Below are 16,782 nucleotides of genomic sequence, written 5' to 3'. Positions count from 1 at the left end.
GCGGTCGGACCCCGGGTCAGGCCGGGGCGCGCACCGCTCGCAGCACCGCGTCGGCCATGCCGCGCTCGCCGCGCTCATTGGGATGCAGGGGCGCGGCGGCGGCGGTCGGCATCAGTGGCTCGATCCAGCGCACCGTGGCGGCGGCGCAGGCGTCATGGCTCAGCGACGGGGACCAGGTGTCGACATAGTGCGCTCCGGCCGCCTCGGCCCGCCGCCGCAGCTCGGCGTTGAGCCGCTGCTCCGCACGGTGCAGAAAGGCGACGTCCCCGGCGGCCAGCCCCAGGGCGGCGGTGCAGCTCGGGCCGCCGGCCGGTACCAGCGCCGGATAGCCCACCACGAACACCCTGGCCCGGGGCGCCCGCCGCCGTACCTCGGTGAGCGCCGCCGCCAGCCGCCGCCCGGTCGCCGCCACCCGCTCCTGGAGCACATCCCGCCCGCCGGACGTCCAGTACGCCTGGCAGGGCGCGTCGCCCGCGGCGGCGCCCTGCTGGTCACCGAGCCCCAGGCTGAGCAGCACGCCGTCCTGGACGCAGCGGGTGAGCACCGAGGTGAAGCCCACGTCATTGCCGCCGATCCCCAGGGTCACCAGCCTGGTCCGCGCGGTCAGCGCGGAGAGCTGGGCGGGGTTGACGCCCTGCGTGGTGGACTGCGCCTTGCCGAGGTCGGCGATGGTCGCGCCGGTGCAGCTGACATCGCGGAAGTCGGCCGCCGCCAGGCCGAGACCGGCGGCGACCAGCGCCGGGTAGTCGCGGCTGGAGCGCCGGCAGCCGACCGGGGTGCCGTGCTGCCGGGGGATGTCCGGCCCGGAGGTGTACGAGTCACCGAGTGCCGCGTACGGGCCGGCCGGCGGCCGGGGCGACGGGCCGGCCGCGGCGGCGGGCGCGGCCGTGCCGGCCGCCGGGGTGGCGCCACCGGCCCCGCCGCCGGAGCAGGCGGCGGTCAGCAGCAGCGCGGCGGCCGCGAGCACGGCGGCGGCGCCGGTGCGGGCGTCCTTCGTCGGCAAGGCTCTCCCCAGGGTTCGTCCGGCCGGGGCCAGGGCCGGGACCGATGCGGGCTGCGGGCACGGCCCGTCCCCCGAACCGTACGACCGCACAACGGCCGGCGCCCGCCGGAGGACTCCCCGGCGGGCGCCGTACGGCGACGGCGCGGGCTCAGTCGGCGCCGCGCTCCTGCTCGGCCAGGAACTCCTCGAAACGCCGCCCCAGCTCGTCGGCGGACGGCAGGTCGGTCTGCTCCGCGAGCAGGCTCTCCCGGCTGTCCGCGCCCGCCACGGCGTCGTACTGGCTCTCCAGGCCCCGGATGACCGTCGGCAGCTCGCCGTCGCCCTGGGCCAGCTGCGCGTCGATGTCGGCGCGGACCTCCGCGACCTGCTCGCGCAGCCGCCGCCCCGGCAGCACCAGGCCGGTCGCGGACTGCACCGCCTCCAGCACCGCCACCGCCGCCTCCGGGTAGGCCGACCGGGCGACGTAGTGCGGGACGTGCGCCGCGAGGCCGAGCACGTCGTACCCGGCCTCGGCCAGCCGGTACTCCAGCAGCCCCTGGGCGCTGCCCGGCACCTGCGCCTCGTCGAGCCACTGCGGCTGCTCGGCCGCCAGGTCCAGCCGGTTGCCGTGCGGGGTCAGCCCGACCGGGCGGGTGTGCGGGACGCCCATCGGGATGCCGTGGAAGTCCACCGCGAGGCGCACCCCGAACCGGGCGGCCAGCCCGCGCACCGCCGCCGCGAAGCGCTCCCACTCGACATCCGGCTCCGGGCCGCTGAGCAGCAGGAACGGCGCGCCGGCCGCGTCGCGCAGCAGACGGAGCAGCAGCTCGGGCGTCTGGTAGGCCGACCAGTGGTCGCGCCGGAAGGTCATCGTGGGGCGGCGGGCCCGGTAGTCCACCAGCCGGTCGTGGTCGAACCGCGCCACGACCTGCGGCTCGCCGTCCTCCAGCAGGTCCGCCACCACCTGGCCGCCGACCTCGCCGGCGTCCATGAAGCCCTCCAGGTGGTACAGCAGGACGAGACCGGGCGTCCGGCCCGCCACGGCCGCCACCGCCTCCATGCCGTCCCGCTCCAGGTCGTACAGAGCCTCCGGATCAAGCACCGCGCACCCAATTCCTTCCGTCCCGGCCGGGTGCCCGGCGCCTGCGCGCGGGAACCCCCTCTCGGGTCTGTCAGCGCGCCGGGAGGCCGCCGCATTCCCGCTCCCCGCCGCCCGGTGGGCGGAGGACAGGATTCCGGCAAACCCGCTGGTCGGCGCGGGGGATGGCAGCGTGGGAGCAGCCGCCGCAATCCGGCGCGCCACCGTCGGCGCGCCGAGGGATGACGCGACGGCCGCCGCCAGGTATCGTCCTCTCGCTGCCCGGCATCGTCGGCCGGGGACAGCCCTCTTCGCACCTTGCCTTCACCTGGCCGCCTGCTTCCCTTCGCGCACCCGCTCCCGCCTCGGCCATTTCGTGGACACACGCTGTCCCCCGTGCTCCTCCCCCGCCGGGCCGGACCCTGCGATCCGTCGCCCGTCCCCGGCATGCGCCGTACTCCGCAGGGCCCCGCCGCTCCGGTCCACCAGGCCGGTGCCGGACCGGGCCCGAGCGGCGCGGCGTCCCGTCCGCCCCACCCCTCCCCGGCCACGGGAGGGGCCCTCATCGCGCCGAAGGACCGAAGGCCCGTGCCCGTCCCCGTCACCCTCACCGGCCGCACCGTGCGGCTGGAGCCGCTCACCGAGCAGCACGCCCCGGCCCTCGCCGCCGCCGCGGCCGCGGACCGTACGTCCTATGCCTTCACGCCCGTGCCGCAGGGGCTGGACGCGACCCGGGCCTATGTCGCGGCGGCGCTGGCCGACCAGGCGGCCGGCCGCGCGCTGCCGTTCGCCACCGTCCGGGCCTGCGACGGGCTGGTGGTCGGCGCCACCCGGTTCGCCGAGCTGGACTACTGGCAGGGCCCGGTGGTCTGGCCGCCCGTCCCGCGCGGGCCGCTGGGCGACCCGGCCACCGCCGTGCCCGACGCCGCCGAGGTCGGCGGGACCTGGCTCGCCGCCCACGCCCAGGGCACCGGTATCAACACGGAGGCCAAGCTGCTGATGCTGCGGCACGCCTTCGAGACCTGGGGGGTGCGGCGGATCTCGCTGCGCGCCGACGCCCGCAATCTGCGCTCCCGGGCCGCGATCGAGCGGCTGGGCGCGGTCTGCGAGGGTGTGCGCCGGGCACACACCCGGGGGCTGGACGGCGAGGTCCGGGGGACGGCGTTCTACTCGATCCTGGCCGAGGAGTGGCCGGCGGTGCGGGACATCATCGAGCTGCGGATCGCCGCCGCGTCGGCGCCGAGCGCGCCCGAGCACCCCCGGCCGCTGATCCCGGCCTAGGCCGGGCCCGGGTCCGCCGGGTCGGCGGTCAGACCGCCGCGTCCTGCTTGTCGTCCGGCGGCGGGAACGGCGCCACGCCGGTCCGCCGCCGGGCGACCGCCTTGACGTCCTCCGGCAGCTGCTCGGCGGCCAGCAGCCCCGGCAGCAGCTCGGGCTCGGTGGTGACGGCACGGAAGCACCCGGCCACGGTGACCCCGTGGTCGGGCCGGTACTCCACCACCACCGGGTCGCCGGCCCGGATCTCGCCCGGTTCGACCACCCGCAGATAGGCGCCGGGCAGTGCCGCCAGGGTGAACCGGCGCAGCCAGCGCCGCTCGTCCAGCCAGTGGGCGAAGGTGGAGCAGGGGATGCGCGGCACCGCGACCTCCAGCAGCACCCGGCTGCCGATCCGCCACCGCTCACCGATCAGGGCGCCGTCCACCTCCAGGCCGGTGGTCGTCAGGTTCTCGCCGAAGCAGCCGTCCGGCAGCTCGCGGCCCAGCTCCTGCTGCCAGCGGTCCAGCGTCTCGCGGGCGTACGCGTAGACGGCCTGGTCGTCGCCGCCGTGGTTGCGGGTGTCGCAGATCAGGTCCCCGACCAGCCCGCTGCCGAGGCCGCCCTGCTTGGGGCCGGGCGCCCGCACCTCGACCGGGTGGGCCACCGGGCGCTTGTCGATGCCGGTGCTGCCGAGGGCGGGCTTGGCCGGGTTGGGGCGGGGACGGGCCAGGTTGACGGAGCGTACGTGGGCCATGCGGCGCAGCCTAGGAGCCGGGCGGGCGGCCCGCACCGGGTTTTCCGGACGGGCGCGCCGGCAACCCGAGGAAGTCGGCCATCTCCTCGACGGTGTGGGTGAAGAAGGCGTCGGCGGGGTCGGCGGAGCCGACCAGGTGGCCGAAGAGTTCAAAGCTGACCATGCCGAACAGCTGGGTCCAGGCGGTCAGCCCCCGGGCCAGCAGCGCCGGGTCGAGTCCGGGTGCGAGCAGCTCGGCCAGGCCGCCGAGCTGCGCGGCGAGCACGGGGGGCAGTGGCCGGGGGGCGGGCCGGGGGGTCAGGGGGGCGGCGCGGAGCAGCCCGACCAGGACGACGGCGACCCGGGCGGCGGGGGCGATCGTGCTCTCGGGGGCCTGGTAGCCGGGCACCGGGGTGCCGTAGACGAGGGCGTACTCATGGGGGTGCTCACGTGCCCAGTCGCGTACGGCGTGGCAGAGCGCCAGCCACTGGCCGCGCGGGTCGGCCACCGAGGCGGCGGCCTGTTCGGCGCGCTCGCCCAGGGCGTTGTACGCGTCGATGATCAGCGCGGTCAGCAGGTCGTCGCGGCTGGGGAAGTACCGGTAGAGCGCCGAGGAGACCATGCCCAGCTCGCGCGCCACGGCGCGCAGCGAGAGCCGCTGCGCTCCCTCGGCCGCGAGCTGCCGGCGGGCCTCCTCGGTGATCTCGTGGGTCAGCTCCTCACGGGCCCGCTGGCGGGCGGTACGGGTTGCGGCCATGCGGTCAGTCTGCCAGAGAGCGGAGCACCGCACACGTTGGAGAGCAGTGCTCTTGACTCGGAGCGGTGACCTCTGGAACAGTCGTCACCAGGAGGCGAGAGCACCGCTCTCGCAATCGACCGAGGAGCCCGAGATGGCCGACACCGCCCAGCCCGTCCGCCGCTACATCACGCCCACCAGCGCCGCCGGCCGCCTCGCCAACGGACTGACCAACCGGCTGGTGGCGGCGGTGACCAGGACCGGGCTCAGCGTCTGGGGCTCCCGGGTGCTGGCGGTGCGCGGCCGCAAGAGCGGCGAGTGGCGCACCACCCCGGTCAATCTGCTCAGCCACGACGGCGAGCGCTACCTGGTCGCACCGCGCGGCCACACCCAGTGGGTGCGCAACATCCGGGTGGCCGGCGGCGGCGAACTGCGGCTCGGCCGCCGCAGCGAGGCGTTCCGCGCGGTGGAGCTGGCCGACGCCGACAAGCCGGCGGTGCTGCGGGCCTACCTCAAGCGCTGGAAGATGGAGGTGGGGGTCTTCTTCGACGGCGTCGGGCCCGACGCCTCCGACGCCGAGCTGCTGCGGATCGCGCCCGGCTACCCGGTCTTCCGGGTGCTGCCCGCCTGAGCCGGGCGGGCCGATCAGCAGGCGGAGTGGGTCAGCAGCGGGAGTCGATCTCCTTGAAGCTGCCGTAGTGGTCAGCGGTCCAGTACTCCTCGCCGCCCCGGCCGACGATGATCCGCCGGGCGCCCCGGTCGCCCGAGCCCGGGGTGCGGACCGTGAACTCGTGGTAGTAGCCGCCGCTCCGACGGGGCAACCGCCGCTCGCGGTTCTGGAACACCGTGTCGTCGGCGCGGTACGGGTAGGGGCCGCCGGCCCCGATCAGCAGCAGGGTGTCATGCGCCTGGGCGGGCAGCCGGGCCTGGCAGACGTCCGGCATCGCCGGGTCGGCGGGCAGCCACCCGGTGGCCACCGGGGCCCCCGAGGCCCGGACCGCACCGGTCGGCCGGGGAGAGCCCGGCCCGGCGTGGGTCGTCGCCGGGTCGGCGGCGCAGCCGGTGGCGACGGCGGCGAGCAGGGCGGCAGCGGCGGCACGGTGCCAGGTGACGGCGTGCCGAGTGACGACATGCCAGGTGACGGCATGCCAGGCGACGGCATGCCAGGCGATGGTGCGGCGGGCGGCGGGGGCGAGGTCCACCGGAGCAGGATGGCGCAGCGGCCGCCCGGCCTCAACCCCGGGGGGTGCAACTCCGGGGGTACGCCACCGGGGCGGCACCGGACGCCATTGTCCGGTCCCGCCCCGGGGCTGCCGTGCGGCGGCATCTCCTGCGCCGAGCTCCGCCGCACGTTCCGCGCGGGTCAGCGTGAGTCGCTGCCCGCCGTCTCGACGGCGGCGCGGCCGGCCTCCAGCCGGGCCACCGGGATGCGGAACGGGGAGCAGGAGACGTAGTCCAGCCCCACCTGGTGGAAGAAGTGCACCGACTCCGGGTCGCCGCCGTGCTCGCCGCAGACGCCGAGCTTGAGGTCGGGCCGGGTGGCCCGGCCCGCCGCCACGGCCTGCTGGACCAGTGAGCCGACGCCGTCGCGGTCGATGGTCTCGAACGGGCTGACGCCGAAGATGCCCTTCTCCAGGTACGCGGTGAAGAAGCTGGCCTCGACGTCGTCCCGGCTGAAGCCCCACACCGTCTGGGTCAGGTCGTTGGTGCCGAAGGAGAAGAACTCCGCCGCCTCGGCGATCTGCCCGGCGGTGATGGCGGCGCGGGGCAGCTCGATCATGGTGCCGAGCTTGATGTCCGACTGGACGCCGGTGGCGGCGGCGACCTCGGCCAGCACCCGCAGCGCGTCCTCCCGGACGATCTCCAGCTCCTGGACGGTGCCCACCAGCGGGATCATGATCTCCGGCCGGGGGTCGCCGCCCGCCCGGCGGCGCTCCGCCGCCGCCTCCGCGATGGCCCGCACCTGCATGGAGAACAGTCCGGGCACCACCAGGCCGAGCCGTACGCCGCGCAGGCCCAGCATCGGGTTCTGCTCGTGCAGCCGGTGGACGGCCTGGAGCAGCCGCAGGTCGTTCTCGTTGTGGTCCTTGCGGGCCTCGGCCAGGGCGACCCGCACCGACAGCTCGGTGATGTCGGGCAGGAACTCGTGCAGCGGCGGGTCCAGCAGCCGTACGGTGACCGGCAGCCCGTCCATGGCCTGGAACAGCTCCACGAAGTCGGCGCGCTGCAAGGGCAGCAGGGTGCGCAGCGCGGTCTCGCGCTCCTCGTCGGTGTCGGCCAGGATCAGCCGCTCGACCTCCTTGCGGCGCCCCTCGCCGAGGAACATGTGCTCGGTGCGGCAGAGCCCGATGCCCTGGGCGCCGTAGCGGCGGGCGCGCGAGGCGTCGTCGGCGTTGTCCGCGTTGGCGCGCACCCGCAGTCGGCGGCGTACGTCGGCATGGGCCATGATCCGGTGCACCGCCTGCACCAGGCCGCCCTGCACGTCGGCGCCGGCGTGCAGGGTCCCCTCGAAGTACTCCACCACCGGGGACGGCACCACCGGGACCTCGCCCAGGTAGACCCGGCCGGTGGAGCCGTCGATGGAGATCAGGTCGCCCTCCTCCACGATCCGCCCGTCGGCGGTGGCGAAGCGGCGCTTCTTGGTGTCGACCTCCAGCTCCTCGGCGCCGCAGACGCAGGTCTTGCCCATGCCCCGGGCGACCACGGCGGCGTGCGAGGTCTTGCCGCCCCGGGAGGTGAGGATGCCCTCGGCGGCGATCATGCCGTCCAGGTCGTCCGGGTTGGTCTCCCGGCGGACCAGGATGACCTTCTCCCCGGAGCGGGACCACTTGACGGCGGTGTACGAGTCGAAGACGGCCTTGCCGACGGCGGCGCCGGGCGAGGCGGCGATGCCCCAGGCGATCCGCTCGGCCTTGCCGTCCTTGGCGGTCGCGGTCTCGGCGAAGCGCGGGAACATCAGCTGGGCCAGCTGGGCGCCGTTGACCCGGTGCAGTGCCTCGTCCTGGTCGATCAGGCCCTGGTCCAGCAGTTGGACGGCGATCCGGAACGCGGCGGCGGCGGTGCGCTTGCCGACCCGGGTCTGCAGCATCCACAGCTTGCCGCGCTCGATGGTGAACTCGATGTCGCACAGGTCCCGGTAGTGGTTCTCCAGGGTCTCCATGATGGTCATCAGCTGGTCGTACGACGCCTTGTCCAGCGTCTCCAGCTCAGCCAGCGGCACGGTGTTGCGGATGCCGGCCACCACGTCCTCGCCCTGGGCGTTCTGGAGGTAGTCGCCGTAGACGCCCTGGGCGCCGGTGGAGGGGTCGCGGGTGAAGGCGACCCCGGTGCCCGAGTCGGAGCCGAGGTTGCCGAAGACCATGGTGCAGATGTTGACGGCGGTGGCCAGGTCGTTGGGGATGCGCTCCTGGCGGCGGTAGAGCCGGGCCCGGTCGCTGTTCCAGGACTCGAAGACGGCGCGGACGGCGAGGTCCAGCTGCTCGCGCGGGTCCTGCGGGAAGTCGCGGCCGGTCTGTTCCCGGACGATGCCCTGGAACCGGTCGACCAGCTGCCGCAGGTCCTCCGCGTCCAGGTCGAGGTCGTCGGCGCTGCCCTTGGCGTGCTTGGCGTCCTCCAGCGCGTCCTCGAAGCGGTCGCCGGGCACGCCCAGCACCGTCTTGCCGAACATCTGGACCAGGCGGCGGTAGGAGTCCCAGGCGAAGCGCTCATTGCCGGACTGGGCGGCGAGCCCGGCCACCGAGGCGTCGGAGAGGCCGATGTTGAGGACGGTGTCCATCATGCCCGGCATGGAGAACTTGGCCCCGGAGCGGACGGAGACCAGCAGCGGGTCGTCGGCCTGGCCCAGCCGCTTGCCCATGGTCTGCTCCAGCGCATCGAGGTGCGCACTCACCTCGTCGCGCAGACCGGCGGGTTCGCTCCCGGTCTCCAGGTAGACCTTGCACGCCTCGGTGGTGAGGGTGAAGCCCGGAGGGACGGGCAGTCCGAGGTTGGTCATCTCGGCGAGGTTCGCTCCCTTGCCGCCGAGAAGGTCTTTGAGGTCCTTGTTTCCCTCGGTGAAGGAGTAGACGAATTTCGGCACGGGTGATCTCCTCGCGCACGGGTCGCACGGTTGCCCTGACGGCGGAGAACATACCCATTTCGAAGGCAGCCCAGCGCCACCGATAGGCCGTCAGAGGCCCCACACCGGCCTCCACCAGATGGATCGATGCCATCGGGGCCCTGCTGCCTGCGTTTGTGAAATCGTCCGGTTGACGCTAGCCCGCGTTCAGAGGTCGAAGGCAGCGGTGGGACATGGCCGGATATCGGTGCCTGCCGCCATCCGGGTTGGCACTCGGTGCCACCGGGGCTTGATTACCTGGAGGCAACCGCCCGTTCGCCGCGCCCTCCCCTTCGGAAAGCGATCCACCGCGCCCGACCGCCCCCGCGCGCCCCCGGTACGCGTCAACCGCCCCACCCTGTGTCGAGCGTCACGGCGCGCCGTCTCACCACGCGACACCGCCGCCGGGACTCCGGGGCTCAGCCGCCGGAGGTGTCCAGCTCCGCGTCGGCGCCGGGCACCGCGCAGTCGTACGGGTCGTCCAGCCAGCGGTCGGGCAGGACCACCCGGCGCTCCCCGGTGGTCCGCCCGCGCGGGCCGTCGGCGCCGGCCGGCCACGGCTGGTCCAGGTCGAGCGAGCCCAGCAGCTCGGCCAGCTCGGCCAGCGAGGAGGCGTTCGCCAGCCGCACCCGCAGCTCGGAGCCGACCGAGAAGCCCTTGGTGTACCAGGCGACGTGCTTGCGGAAGTCGATCACGCCGCGCGCCTCGTCCCCGATCCACTCCCCCAGCAGCTCGGCGTGGCGCAGCATCACGGCGGCGACCCGGCGGAAGTCCGGCCGCTGGTAGTCCACCTCGCCCTCGAAGATCGAGACCAGGTCCCGGAACAGCCACGGCCGGCCCAGGCAGCCGCGCCCGACCACCACCCCGTCGCAGCCGGTCTCCCGCATCATCCGCACCGCGTCGTCCGCCGACCAGATGTCGCCGTTGCCCAGCACCGGGATGGAGCCGGGCACCGCCTCGCGCAGCCGGGCGACCGCCGACCAGTCGGCGGTGCCGCCGTAGTGCTGCACGGCGGTGCGGCCGTGCAGGGCGATGGCCGCCACGCCCTCCTCGGCGGCGATCCGCCCGGCGTCCAGATAGGTCAGGTGGTCGTCGTCGATGCCCTTGCGCATCTTGATCGTCACCGGCAGCGCGCCCGCGTTGCCCACCGCCTCGCGCAGGATGCCGCGCAGCAGGTTCCGCTTGTACGGCAGCGCGGACCCGCCGCCCCTGCGGGTCACCTTGGGCACCGGGCAGCCGAAGTTCAGGTCGATGTGGTCGGCCAGGTCCTCGTCCGCGATCATCCGCACCGCCCGGCCGACGGTGACCGGGTCCACCCCGTACAGCTGGATGGAGCGCGGCTGCTCGCTCGGGTCGAACCGGATCAGCCGCAGCGTCTTGCGGTCCCGCTCCACCAGCGCCCTGGTGGTGATCATCTCGCTGACGTACAGCCCCCGGCCCATGCTCTGCTCCCGGCAGAGCGTCCGGAACGGGGCGTTGGTGATCCCCGCCATCGGCGCCAGCACCACCGGCGGCCACACCTGCATCGGCCCCACCCGCAGCGGCGCGAACTCGCCCTGCGGCGTGGAAGTGGCGGTGTCGGCGGTCGTGGTCATGCCAGCGGTCCTCAAGGGGAGAGACGGTCGTCCGGGGACCCCCATTGTCCCCCACCCCACGGTGGCGCCGCTCCGTACTTCGTTCGGGGGAAACAACGCACGCCACCATCCATCGACGCACGCAAGCGCCTACCGTTGGAGGCATGACCGCCAGAGTGCCGATTCGGCAGTTGCAGCAGCACGCGAGCGAGCTCGTCGACCGGGTCGCGACCGGCGAGCGGATCGAGATCACCCGCAACGGCCGGCTGATCGCCGTGCTGGCTCCCCCGGACCCGGAGCAGCGCGTCATGGAGGATCTGCTGCGCACCGGTGCAGTGGACCCCGCGAACGCCGAGCGTGCCAGGGGGCTTGCCGACTGGGAGCCCCTCCCCGTCCGGGCGGACCGGCCCACGCCCTCCGAGGCACTGGCCGAGCTGCGCGCCGAGGAGGACCGGTGATCTACCTGGACTCGTGTGCGCTGCTCAAGCTGCTGGTACGGGAGGAGGAGACGGCGGCACTGCTCACCTACCTCTCCGCGCACGGCTCCGAGGGCCACGCGACCAGTGCACTCTCCCAGGCCGAGGTCGCCAGGGCCCTGGTCCGGGTCGGAGCCGACCGCGAACTGCTGGACGCGGCGGAGGACCTGCTGGACCGGGTGCTGCGCATCCGGGTCACCGACACCGTCCTGCGCGCGGCGGGCCGGTTCCCGATGCGGCACCTGCGCACCCTGGACGCCATCCACCTGGCGAGCGCGGCGCACCTGGAGCACGCGCTCACGGCCTTCATCACCTACGACAAGCGGCTCGGTTCCGCAGCGGTGGAGTGCGGTCTGCCAGTGGTGGCGCCGAGGGTGTGAGCAGGAAATCCGGTGGGCGCTGTCGGTGGTCGGTGCCAGCATCAGGGGATGACCGGGATTCGTACCGCCGATCCGGCCGGGGCACGCAGCCGGGCCGAGTTGGCCGCGCTCGCCGCCGCCGGGGCGACCGTGAAGTATCTGATGTTCTGGGGCCACCGCCCGCAGCGGGACGGGGGCCCGGGGCCCGGGTGCCTCAGCCAGTGGTGGCCGTCCGCGTTCACGGTGGACGGGGTGGAGTACGCCACCGCCGAGCACTGGATGATGGCCGGGAAGGCCCGGCTGTTCGGGGACGAGGAAGCGCTGGGCCGCATCCTGGCGGCGCGCACCCCGGCCGAGGCGAAGAAGCTGGGCCGGCTGGTGCGGGGCTTCCGGGAGGAGGAGTGGGAGCAGCGGCGGTTCGAGCTGGTGGTGGCGGGCAGCACCGCCAAGTTCGGGCAGGACCCGGCGCTCACCGCCTATCTGCTGGGGACGCGGCAGCGGGTGCTGGTGGAGGCCAGCCCCCAGGACCGGGTCTGGGGCATCGGGCTGGCCGCCGACGACGAGCGGGCGGCCGACCCGGCGCGCTGGCGGGGGCTGAATCTGCTGGGGTTCGCGCTGATGGCGGCCCGGTCCCGGCTCGGCGGCGGGTGACGCGGCAAGGGGCGCACCGGCAGGGGGCCGGTGCGCCCCTCGGGGCAGTGCCTGGTCAGCAGCCGATCAGGCGGGCGGCCAGGTAGGACTTGACCTGGTCCAGGGAGACGCGCTCCTGGGCCATGGTGTCGCGCTCCCGGACGGTCACCGCGTTGTCCTCAAGGGTGTCGAAGTCGACGGTGACGCAGAACGGGGTGCCGATCTCGTCCTGGCGGCGGTAGCGCTTGCCGATGGCACCGGCGTCGTCGAACTCGACGTTCCACGCCTCGCGGAGGTCGGCGGCCAGGCCGCGGGCCTTCGGGGAGAGGTCGGTGTTGCGGGAGAGCGGCAGCACGGCGACCTTGACCGGCGCCAGGCGCGGGTCGAGGCGCATGCCGACGCGCTTCTCCATGACGCCCTTGGCGTTGGGCGCCTCGTCCTCGAAGTAGGCGTCGAGCAGGAAGGCCAGCAGGGCGCGGTTGAGGCCGGCCGCGGGCTCGATGACGTACGGGAACCAGCGCTCGCCGGACTCCTGGTCGAAGTACTTCAGGTCCTGGCCGGAGTGCTCGCTGTGCACCGTGAGGTCGTAGTCGGTGCGGTTGGCGACGCCCTCCAGCTCGGAGAACTCCTGGCCGCCGAAGTTGAAGCGGTACTCGATGTCCACGGTGCGCTTGGCGTAGTGGGACAGCTTCTCCTTCGGGTGCTCGAAGAAGCGCATGTTGTCCGGGTTGATGCCGAGGCCGGTGTACCAGTTCCAGCGCTCCTGGAGCCAGTACTCGTGCCACTGCTCGTCCTCGCCCGGCTTGACGAAGAACTCCATCTCCATCTGCTCGAACTCGCGGGTGCGGAAGATGAAGTTGCCGGGGGTGATCTCATTGCGGAAGGACTTGCCGGTCTGGGCGATGCCGAACGGCGGCTTCTTGCGCGAGGTCTGCTGGACGGCCTTGAAGTTGACGAAGATGCCCTGGGCGGTCTCCGGGCGCAGATAGGCCAGGCCCGAGACGTCCTCGGTCACGCCGAGGTGGGTCTTGAGCATCCCGGAGAACTGCTTGGGCTCGGTGAAGGAGCCCTTGTTGCCGCAGTTGGGGCAGTTGACGTCGGCGAGGCCGCCGGCCGGGACATGGCCGTGCTTGGCCTCGTACGCCTCCTCCAGGTGGTCCGCGCGGAACCGCTTGTGGCAGGAGAGGCACTCCGTCAGCGGGTCGTTGAAGGTGGCGACATGGCCGGACGCCTCCCAGACCTCGCGGGCCAGGATCACCGAAGAGTCGAGGCCCACGACGTCCTCGCGGGAGGTGACCATGGAGCGCCACCACTGCCGCTTGATGTTCTCCTTCAGCTCGACACCCAGTGGCCCGTAGTCCCAGGCGGCCCGCTGACCACCGTAGATCTCGCTGCAGGGGTAGACGAAGCCACGGCGCTTGCTCAGGCTGACGATCGTGTCGATCTTGTCGGCGGCCACAGTGCTCTCTTCAGTACGACGACGCGGTCAAGGGGCTCGGGCGGGGTGCCGCGCGGAGGCGGCACGACCGAATACCTCAGGTTACCGGCCTGGGCCCGAAGGGTTTCAAATCAGTTGCCCGTTCCGGCGGGCTGATCGTCCGATGAGCTGAGAATTGACAATCGTTTCCACATTAAATGAGAATGGTTGTCATGAGCCACCGACCGACCCGCTCAGCCGTGACCATAGCCGTCGCCGCTGCCGCCGCCCTGCTCCTCTCCGCCTGCGGCAGCGGCCGTACCTCGTCCGACAGCAGCAACGGCAGCGGCAGGCTGGGCGTCGTGGCCGCCTTCTATCCGCTGGAATACCTGGCCGAGCAGATCGGCGGCAGCCATGTCGCGGTCACCGACCTCACCTCCCCCGGCGTGGAGCCGCACGACCTGGAGCTCTCCCCCCGCCAGGTGGCCTCGGTGCAGCAGGCCGGCCTGGTCCTCTACCTCAAGGGCCTCCAGCCCGCCGTGGACAGCGCGGTGGCCGAGGCCGGCCCGCGCCGGGTGGTCGAGGCGTCCGCGCTCTCGCCGCTGGTCGACCACCACCTGGACGAGGACGGCGACCAGAGCGAGGACGGCGACCAGACCGGCAGCGCCCCCCGCACCACCGGCGACCCGCACATCTGGCTTGACCCCACCCGGTACGCGGCCGTCGCCAAGGGTGTCGGCGCCGAACTGGCCGCGGCCGACCCGGCCCACGCCGCCGACTACCGGCGCGCCACCGACGCCCTGGTCGGCCGGCTCACCGCCCTGGACCAGGAGTTCCGCACCGGGCTCGCCCCCTACCGGGGCCGGGAGTTCATCACCAGCCACGCCGCTTTCGGCTACCTCGCGGACCGCTACGGCATCACCCAGGTCGCCATCAACGGCGTCGACCCGGAGGCCGAGCCCAGCCCCGCCCGGCTGGCCGAGATCCAGCGGCAGGCCAGGGCGCACGGCGTCACCACGATCTTCTTCGAGACCCTCACCAGCCCCAAGCTGGCGCAGACCCTCGCCGACGACCTGCACCTGAAGACCGCCGTGCTGGACCCGATCGAGGGCGTCAAGGACCCGGCCGCCGACGACTACTTCTCCGTCCAGCGGCAGAACCTCCAGCAGCTGCGCGACGCCCTGGCCGGTGCCCGATGACCGCCCCCACCGCCACGCCGCACGCTCCCGCCGCCACCACGCCGCGCACCCCGGCCGTCGCGCTGCGGGACGCCGCCGTCCTGCTCGGCGGCCGACCGGTGCTGCGCGGCGTCGACCTGACCGTGCGCCCCGGCGAGGTGGTCGCACTGCTCGGCGCCAACGGCTCCGGCAAGTCCACCACCGTACGCACCGTGGTCGGCTCGGTGCCGCTCCAGCGCGGCACCCTGGAGCTGTTCGGCACCCCGTACCGCAGGTTCCGCGACTGGCAGCGGATCGGGTACGTGCCGCAGCGCACCACCGCCGCGAGCGGGGTGCCGGCCAGCGTCCGGGAGGTGGTCTCCACCGGCAGGCTCTCCCGGCACGGACTGCTGCCCTTCCGCCGCCGCGACCGCGAGGCCACCGACCGGGCGCTGGCCGCCGTCGGCATGCTGGACCGGGCCGGCGACGGCGTCGGCGACCTCTCCGGCGGCCAGCAGCAGCGGGTGCTGATCGCCCGCGCCCTGGTCGGCGCCCCCGATCTGCTGATCATGGACGAGCCGATGGCCGGGGTGGACCTGGCCAGCCAGCAGGTGCTGGCCGAGACCCTGCACCGGGAGGTCGAGCGCGGCGCCGCCGTGCTGCTGGTGCTGCACGAGCTGGGCCCGCTGGAGCCGCTGATCGACCGCGCGGTGGTGCTGCGCGACGGCTGCGTCGCCCATGACGGCCCGCCGCCGCCGGCCACCGGGCAGCACGCACTGCCCGGCCACGACCACGTCCACCCGCACGCCGCCGACGACCACCACCGCCCGCGCACCACCGCCCCGGGACTGCTGCCATGACCGAGATGCTCTCCATCGACTTCATGCGGCGGGCGCTGCTCGCCGCCGTGCTGATCGGGGTCACCGCACCCGCCGTCGGCCTCTACCTGGTGCAGCGCCGTCAGGCGATCATGGGCGACGGAATCGGCCATGTCGCCCTCACCGGCGTCTCGCTGGGCTTCCTGCTCAACACCAGCCCGGTCTGGATGGCCACCGCCGTCGCCGCCGTCGGCGCGATCGTGATGGAGCTGATCCGCGAGCGCGGCCGGACCAGGGGCGACATCGCGCTGGCCATGCTCTTCTACGGCGGCATGGCCGGCGGCGCGCTGATCATCAAGCTGTCGCCCAACGGCAGCATGGCCAACCTCACCACCTACCTCTGGGGCTCCATCCTCACCGTCTCCGCGAGCGACATCGTCACCGTCACCCTGCTCGCGGTCTTCGTCGTCGCGATGACCTTCGGCCTGCGCAGGCAGCTGTTCGCCGTCTGCCAGGACGAGGAGTTCGCCCGGGTCACCGGCCTGCCGGTGCGGCTGCTCAACCTGATGCTGGCCGTCACCGCCGCCGTCACCGTCACGGTGGCGATGCGGGTGGTCGGGCTGCTGCTGGTCAGCGCGCTGATGGTGGTCCCGGTCGCGGCGGCCCAGCAGGTCACCCGGTCCTTCGCCGCCACCCAGGCGCTGGCGGTCGGCATCGGCGTGGTGGTCTCGCTCAGCGGCACCACCGCCTCCTACTACCAGGACCTGCCGCCCGGCCCGACCATCGTGGTACTGGCCATGGTCCTCTTCGGCCTGATCGGGCTGCTGGCCGTGCCGCTCGCCCGGCGGCGGCACCGCGCCGAACCGGGCGCCGGCGCGGCTCGCTGCGATCTGGTGCTGCCCGTGCCGCGTACCGGTGACGGCGGCGCGGGCGGGGACCGCGCGGTCGACGGACGCCCTGCGGAGGGCGTGACGCTGGCACAATGAAGCTCGACAGCACCGACAACCGAGGAGGACTCACGGTGACCACCGCCAGCCCGTCGCCGCGTGCCCGGTCGACACGGCAGCGCGCCGCCGTGTCCGCTGCCCTTGACGAGATCCAGGACTTCCGCAGCGCGCAGGAGCTCCATGACCTCCTCAAGCACAAGGGCGACTCGGTCGGCCTGACCACCGTCTACCGGACCCTGCAGTCGCTCGCCGACGCGGGCGAGGTGGATGTGCTGCGCACCGCCGACGGCGAGGCCGTCTACCGGCGGTGCAGCAGCGGGCACCACCACCACCTGGTCTGCCGCTCCTGCGGCCGCACGGTGGAGGTCGAGGGTCCGGCCGTGGAGCGCTGGGCGGACGCGGTGGCCGCCGAGTACGGCTTTGTGGACATCGCGCACACGCTGGAGATCTTCGGCACCTGCACCGAGTGCGCCGCCGGGCGGTAGCACCGGCCGCTGACGGCCCAGGGGCCCGGGAGCAGTG

17 protein-coding genes are annotated in these 16,782 nt (G+C 73.7%); 9 read left to right on the top strand and 8 right to left on the bottom strand.

The window, feature by feature from the left end; translation table 11 throughout:
- Nucleotides 1-16: 16 nt before the first annotated feature.
- Entirely contained in the window at nt 17-1,003 is a 987-nt protein-coding gene (locus ACIQGZ_RS15225; protein ID WP_402602067.1) for an SGNH/GDSL hydrolase family protein, read from the bottom strand.
- A gap of 148 nt (nt 1,004-1,151) precedes the next feature.
- On the bottom strand, nt 1,152-2,084 hold the full coding sequence (locus ACIQGZ_RS15220) for a PAC2 family protein (protein WP_402602065.1): 933 nt from the start codon (nt 2,082-2,084) through the stop codon (nt 1,152-1,154).
- A 564-nt stretch (nt 2,085-2,648) separates the two neighbouring features.
- Between ACIQGZ_RS15220 and ACIQGZ_RS15215 the strand changes: the two genes are divergently transcribed.
- Complete coding sequence (locus tag ACIQGZ_RS15215) at nt 2,649-3,341, top strand: GNAT family N-acetyltransferase (RefSeq protein WP_402602063.1); 693 nt, start codon at nt 2,649-2,651, stop codon at nt 3,339-3,341.
- 28 nt (nt 3,342-3,369) lie between these two features.
- On the opposite strand, the gene ACIQGZ_RS15210 is transcribed toward ACIQGZ_RS15215, so the two are convergent.
- A complete protein-coding gene (locus tag ACIQGZ_RS15210) occupies nt 3,370-4,071 on the bottom strand; it encodes an MOSC domain-containing protein (RefSeq protein ID WP_402602061.1) in 702 nt (233 codons plus the stop codon).
- Between the two features lie 10 nt (nt 4,072-4,081).
- A complete protein-coding gene (locus ACIQGZ_RS15205) occupies nt 4,082-4,807 on the bottom strand; it encodes a TetR/AcrR family transcriptional regulator (RefSeq protein WP_402602059.1) in 726 nt (241 codons plus the stop codon).
- A gap of 133 nt (nt 4,808-4,940) precedes the next feature.
- Between ACIQGZ_RS15205 and ACIQGZ_RS15200 the strand changes: the two genes are divergently transcribed.
- The gene (locus ACIQGZ_RS15200; RefSeq protein ID WP_402602058.1) at nt 4,941-5,417 is read left to right on the top strand and encodes a nitroreductase family deazaflavin-dependent oxidoreductase; all 477 of its coding nucleotides are present in this window, start codon (nt 4,941-4,943) and stop codon (nt 5,415-5,417) included.
- 31 nt (nt 5,418-5,448) lie between these two features.
- Here ACIQGZ_RS15200 and ACIQGZ_RS15195 read toward each other — a convergent pair whose 3' ends face one another.
- The 3 genes from ACIQGZ_RS15195 to dusB all read right to left on the bottom strand — a co-directional run bounded on the left by ACIQGZ_RS15195 (nt 5,449) and on the right by dusB (nt 10,477).
- Nucleotides 5,449-5,988: a ribonuclease domain-containing protein gene (locus ACIQGZ_RS15195; protein WP_402602056.1), complete on the bottom strand. Its 540-nt coding sequence runs from the start codon at nt 5,986-5,988 to the stop codon at nt 5,449-5,451.
- A gap of 161 nt (nt 5,989-6,149) precedes the next feature.
- Nucleotides 6,150-8,864: a pyruvate, phosphate dikinase gene (ppdK, locus tag ACIQGZ_RS15190; protein ID WP_402602054.1), complete on the bottom strand. Its 2,715-nt coding sequence runs from the start codon at nt 8,862-8,864 to the stop codon at nt 6,150-6,152.
- 437 nt (nt 8,865-9,301) lie between these two features.
- Nucleotides 9,302-10,477: a tRNA dihydrouridine synthase DusB gene (gene dusB / locus ACIQGZ_RS15185; RefSeq protein ID WP_402602052.1), complete on the bottom strand. Its 1,176-nt coding sequence runs from the start codon at nt 10,475-10,477 to the stop codon at nt 9,302-9,304.
- A gap of 143 nt (nt 10,478-10,620) precedes the next feature.
- Here dusB and ACIQGZ_RS15180 point away from each other — a divergent pair, with 143 nt between their 5' ends.
- Genes ACIQGZ_RS15180 through ACIQGZ_RS15170 form a run of 3 tightly spaced genes read left to right on the top strand, consistent with a single transcriptional unit; the run spans nt 10,621 to nt 11,942 of the window.
- Entirely contained in the window at nt 10,621-10,914 is a 294-nt protein-coding gene (locus tag ACIQGZ_RS15180; protein WP_402602050.1) for a type II toxin-antitoxin system Phd/YefM family antitoxin, read from the top strand.
- Nucleotides 10,911-11,312 carry a type II toxin-antitoxin system VapC family toxin gene (locus tag ACIQGZ_RS15175; protein WP_402602049.1) on the top strand — a complete coding sequence of 134 codons (402 nt, stop codon included), beginning with the start codon at nt 10,911-10,913 and terminating at the stop codon, nt 11,310-11,312. The genes ACIQGZ_RS15180 and ACIQGZ_RS15175 overlap by 4 nt, the downstream gene beginning before the upstream one ends.
- A gap of 48 nt (nt 11,313-11,360) precedes the next feature.
- Nucleotides 11,361-11,942, top strand: a complete 582-nt coding sequence (locus tag ACIQGZ_RS15170; RefSeq protein ID WP_402602048.1) for an NADAR family protein — start codon at nt 11,361-11,363, stop codon at nt 11,940-11,942.
- Nucleotides 11,943-11,997: 55 nt separating this feature from the next.
- On the opposite strand, the gene ACIQGZ_RS15165 is transcribed toward ACIQGZ_RS15170, so the two are convergent.
- Nucleotides 11,998-13,380 carry a glycine--tRNA ligase gene (locus ACIQGZ_RS15165; protein ID WP_402602047.1) on the bottom strand — a complete coding sequence of 461 codons (1,383 nt, stop codon included), beginning with the start codon at nt 13,378-13,380 and terminating at the stop codon, nt 11,998-12,000.
- A gap of 191 nt (nt 13,381-13,571) precedes the next feature.
- Between ACIQGZ_RS15165 and ACIQGZ_RS15160 the strand changes: the two genes are divergently transcribed.
- Genes ACIQGZ_RS15160 through ACIQGZ_RS15145 form a run of 4 tightly spaced genes read left to right on the top strand, consistent with a single transcriptional unit; the run spans nt 13,572 to nt 16,745 of the window.
- Nucleotides 13,572-14,537 carry a metal ABC transporter substrate-binding protein gene (locus tag ACIQGZ_RS15160; protein WP_402602046.1) on the top strand — a complete coding sequence of 322 codons (966 nt, stop codon included), beginning with the start codon at nt 13,572-13,574 and terminating at the stop codon, nt 14,535-14,537.
- Entirely contained in the window at nt 14,534-15,355 is an 822-nt protein-coding gene (locus tag ACIQGZ_RS15155; RefSeq protein ID WP_402602045.1) for a metal ABC transporter ATP-binding protein, read from the top strand. Before ACIQGZ_RS15160 ends, ACIQGZ_RS15155 begins: the two co-directional genes overlap by 4 nt.
- Nucleotides 15,352-16,299: a metal ABC transporter permease gene (locus ACIQGZ_RS15150; protein WP_402602044.1), complete on the top strand. Its 948-nt coding sequence runs from the start codon at nt 15,352-15,354 to the stop codon at nt 16,297-16,299. Before ACIQGZ_RS15155 ends, ACIQGZ_RS15150 begins: the two co-directional genes overlap by 4 nt.
- Nucleotides 16,300-16,334: 35 nt before the next feature.
- A complete protein-coding gene (locus tag ACIQGZ_RS15145) occupies nt 16,335-16,745 on the top strand; it encodes a Fur family transcriptional regulator (protein ID WP_402602043.1) in 411 nt (136 codons plus the stop codon).
- Nucleotides 16,746-16,782 lie beyond the last annotated feature (37 nt).

The sequence above is a fragment of the Streptomyces sp. NPDC092296 genome (assembly GCF_044755465.1).
Lineage (GTDB): Bacteria > Actinomycetota > Actinomycetes > Streptomycetales > Streptomycetaceae > Peterkaempfera.
Note: the sequence above shows the minus strand (reverse complement) of the source record. Positions and strands in the feature narration are given on the sequence as shown.

What these genes read in the sequence shown, in the direction of transcription:
- ACIQGZ_RS15170 (WP_402602048.1), top strand. Translation starts at nt 11,361, where the DNA reads ATGACCGGGATTCGTACCGCCGATCCGGCCGGGGCACGCAGCCGGGCC.
- ACIQGZ_RS15205 (WP_402602059.1), bottom strand. Translation starts at nt 4,807, where the DNA reads ATGGCCGCAACCCGTACCGCCCGCCAGCGGGCCCGTGAGGAGCTGACC.
- ACIQGZ_RS15150 (WP_402602044.1), top strand. Translation starts at nt 15,352, where the DNA reads ATGACCGAGATGCTCTCCATCGACTTCATGCGGCGGGCGCTGCTCGCC.
- ACIQGZ_RS15155 (WP_402602045.1), top strand. Translation starts at nt 14,534, where the DNA reads ATGACCGCCCCCACCGCCACGCCGCACGCTCCCGCCGCCACCACGCCG.
- dusB (WP_402602052.1), bottom strand. Translation starts at nt 10,477, where the DNA reads ATGACCACGACCGCCGACACCGCCACTTCCACGCCGCAGGGCGAGTTC.
- ACIQGZ_RS15210 (WP_402602061.1), bottom strand. Translation starts at nt 4,071, where the DNA reads ATGGCCCACGTACGCTCCGTCAACCTGGCCCGTCCCCGCCCCAACCCG.
- ACIQGZ_RS15180 (WP_402602050.1), top strand. Translation starts at nt 10,621, where the DNA reads ATGACCGCCAGAGTGCCGATTCGGCAGTTGCAGCAGCACGCGAGCGAG.
- ACIQGZ_RS15160 (WP_402602046.1), top strand. Translation starts at nt 13,572, where the DNA reads ATGAGCCACCGACCGACCCGCTCAGCCGTGACCATAGCCGTCGCCGCT.
- ACIQGZ_RS15200 (WP_402602058.1), top strand. Translation starts at nt 4,941, where the DNA reads ATGGCCGACACCGCCCAGCCCGTCCGCCGCTACATCACGCCCACCAGC.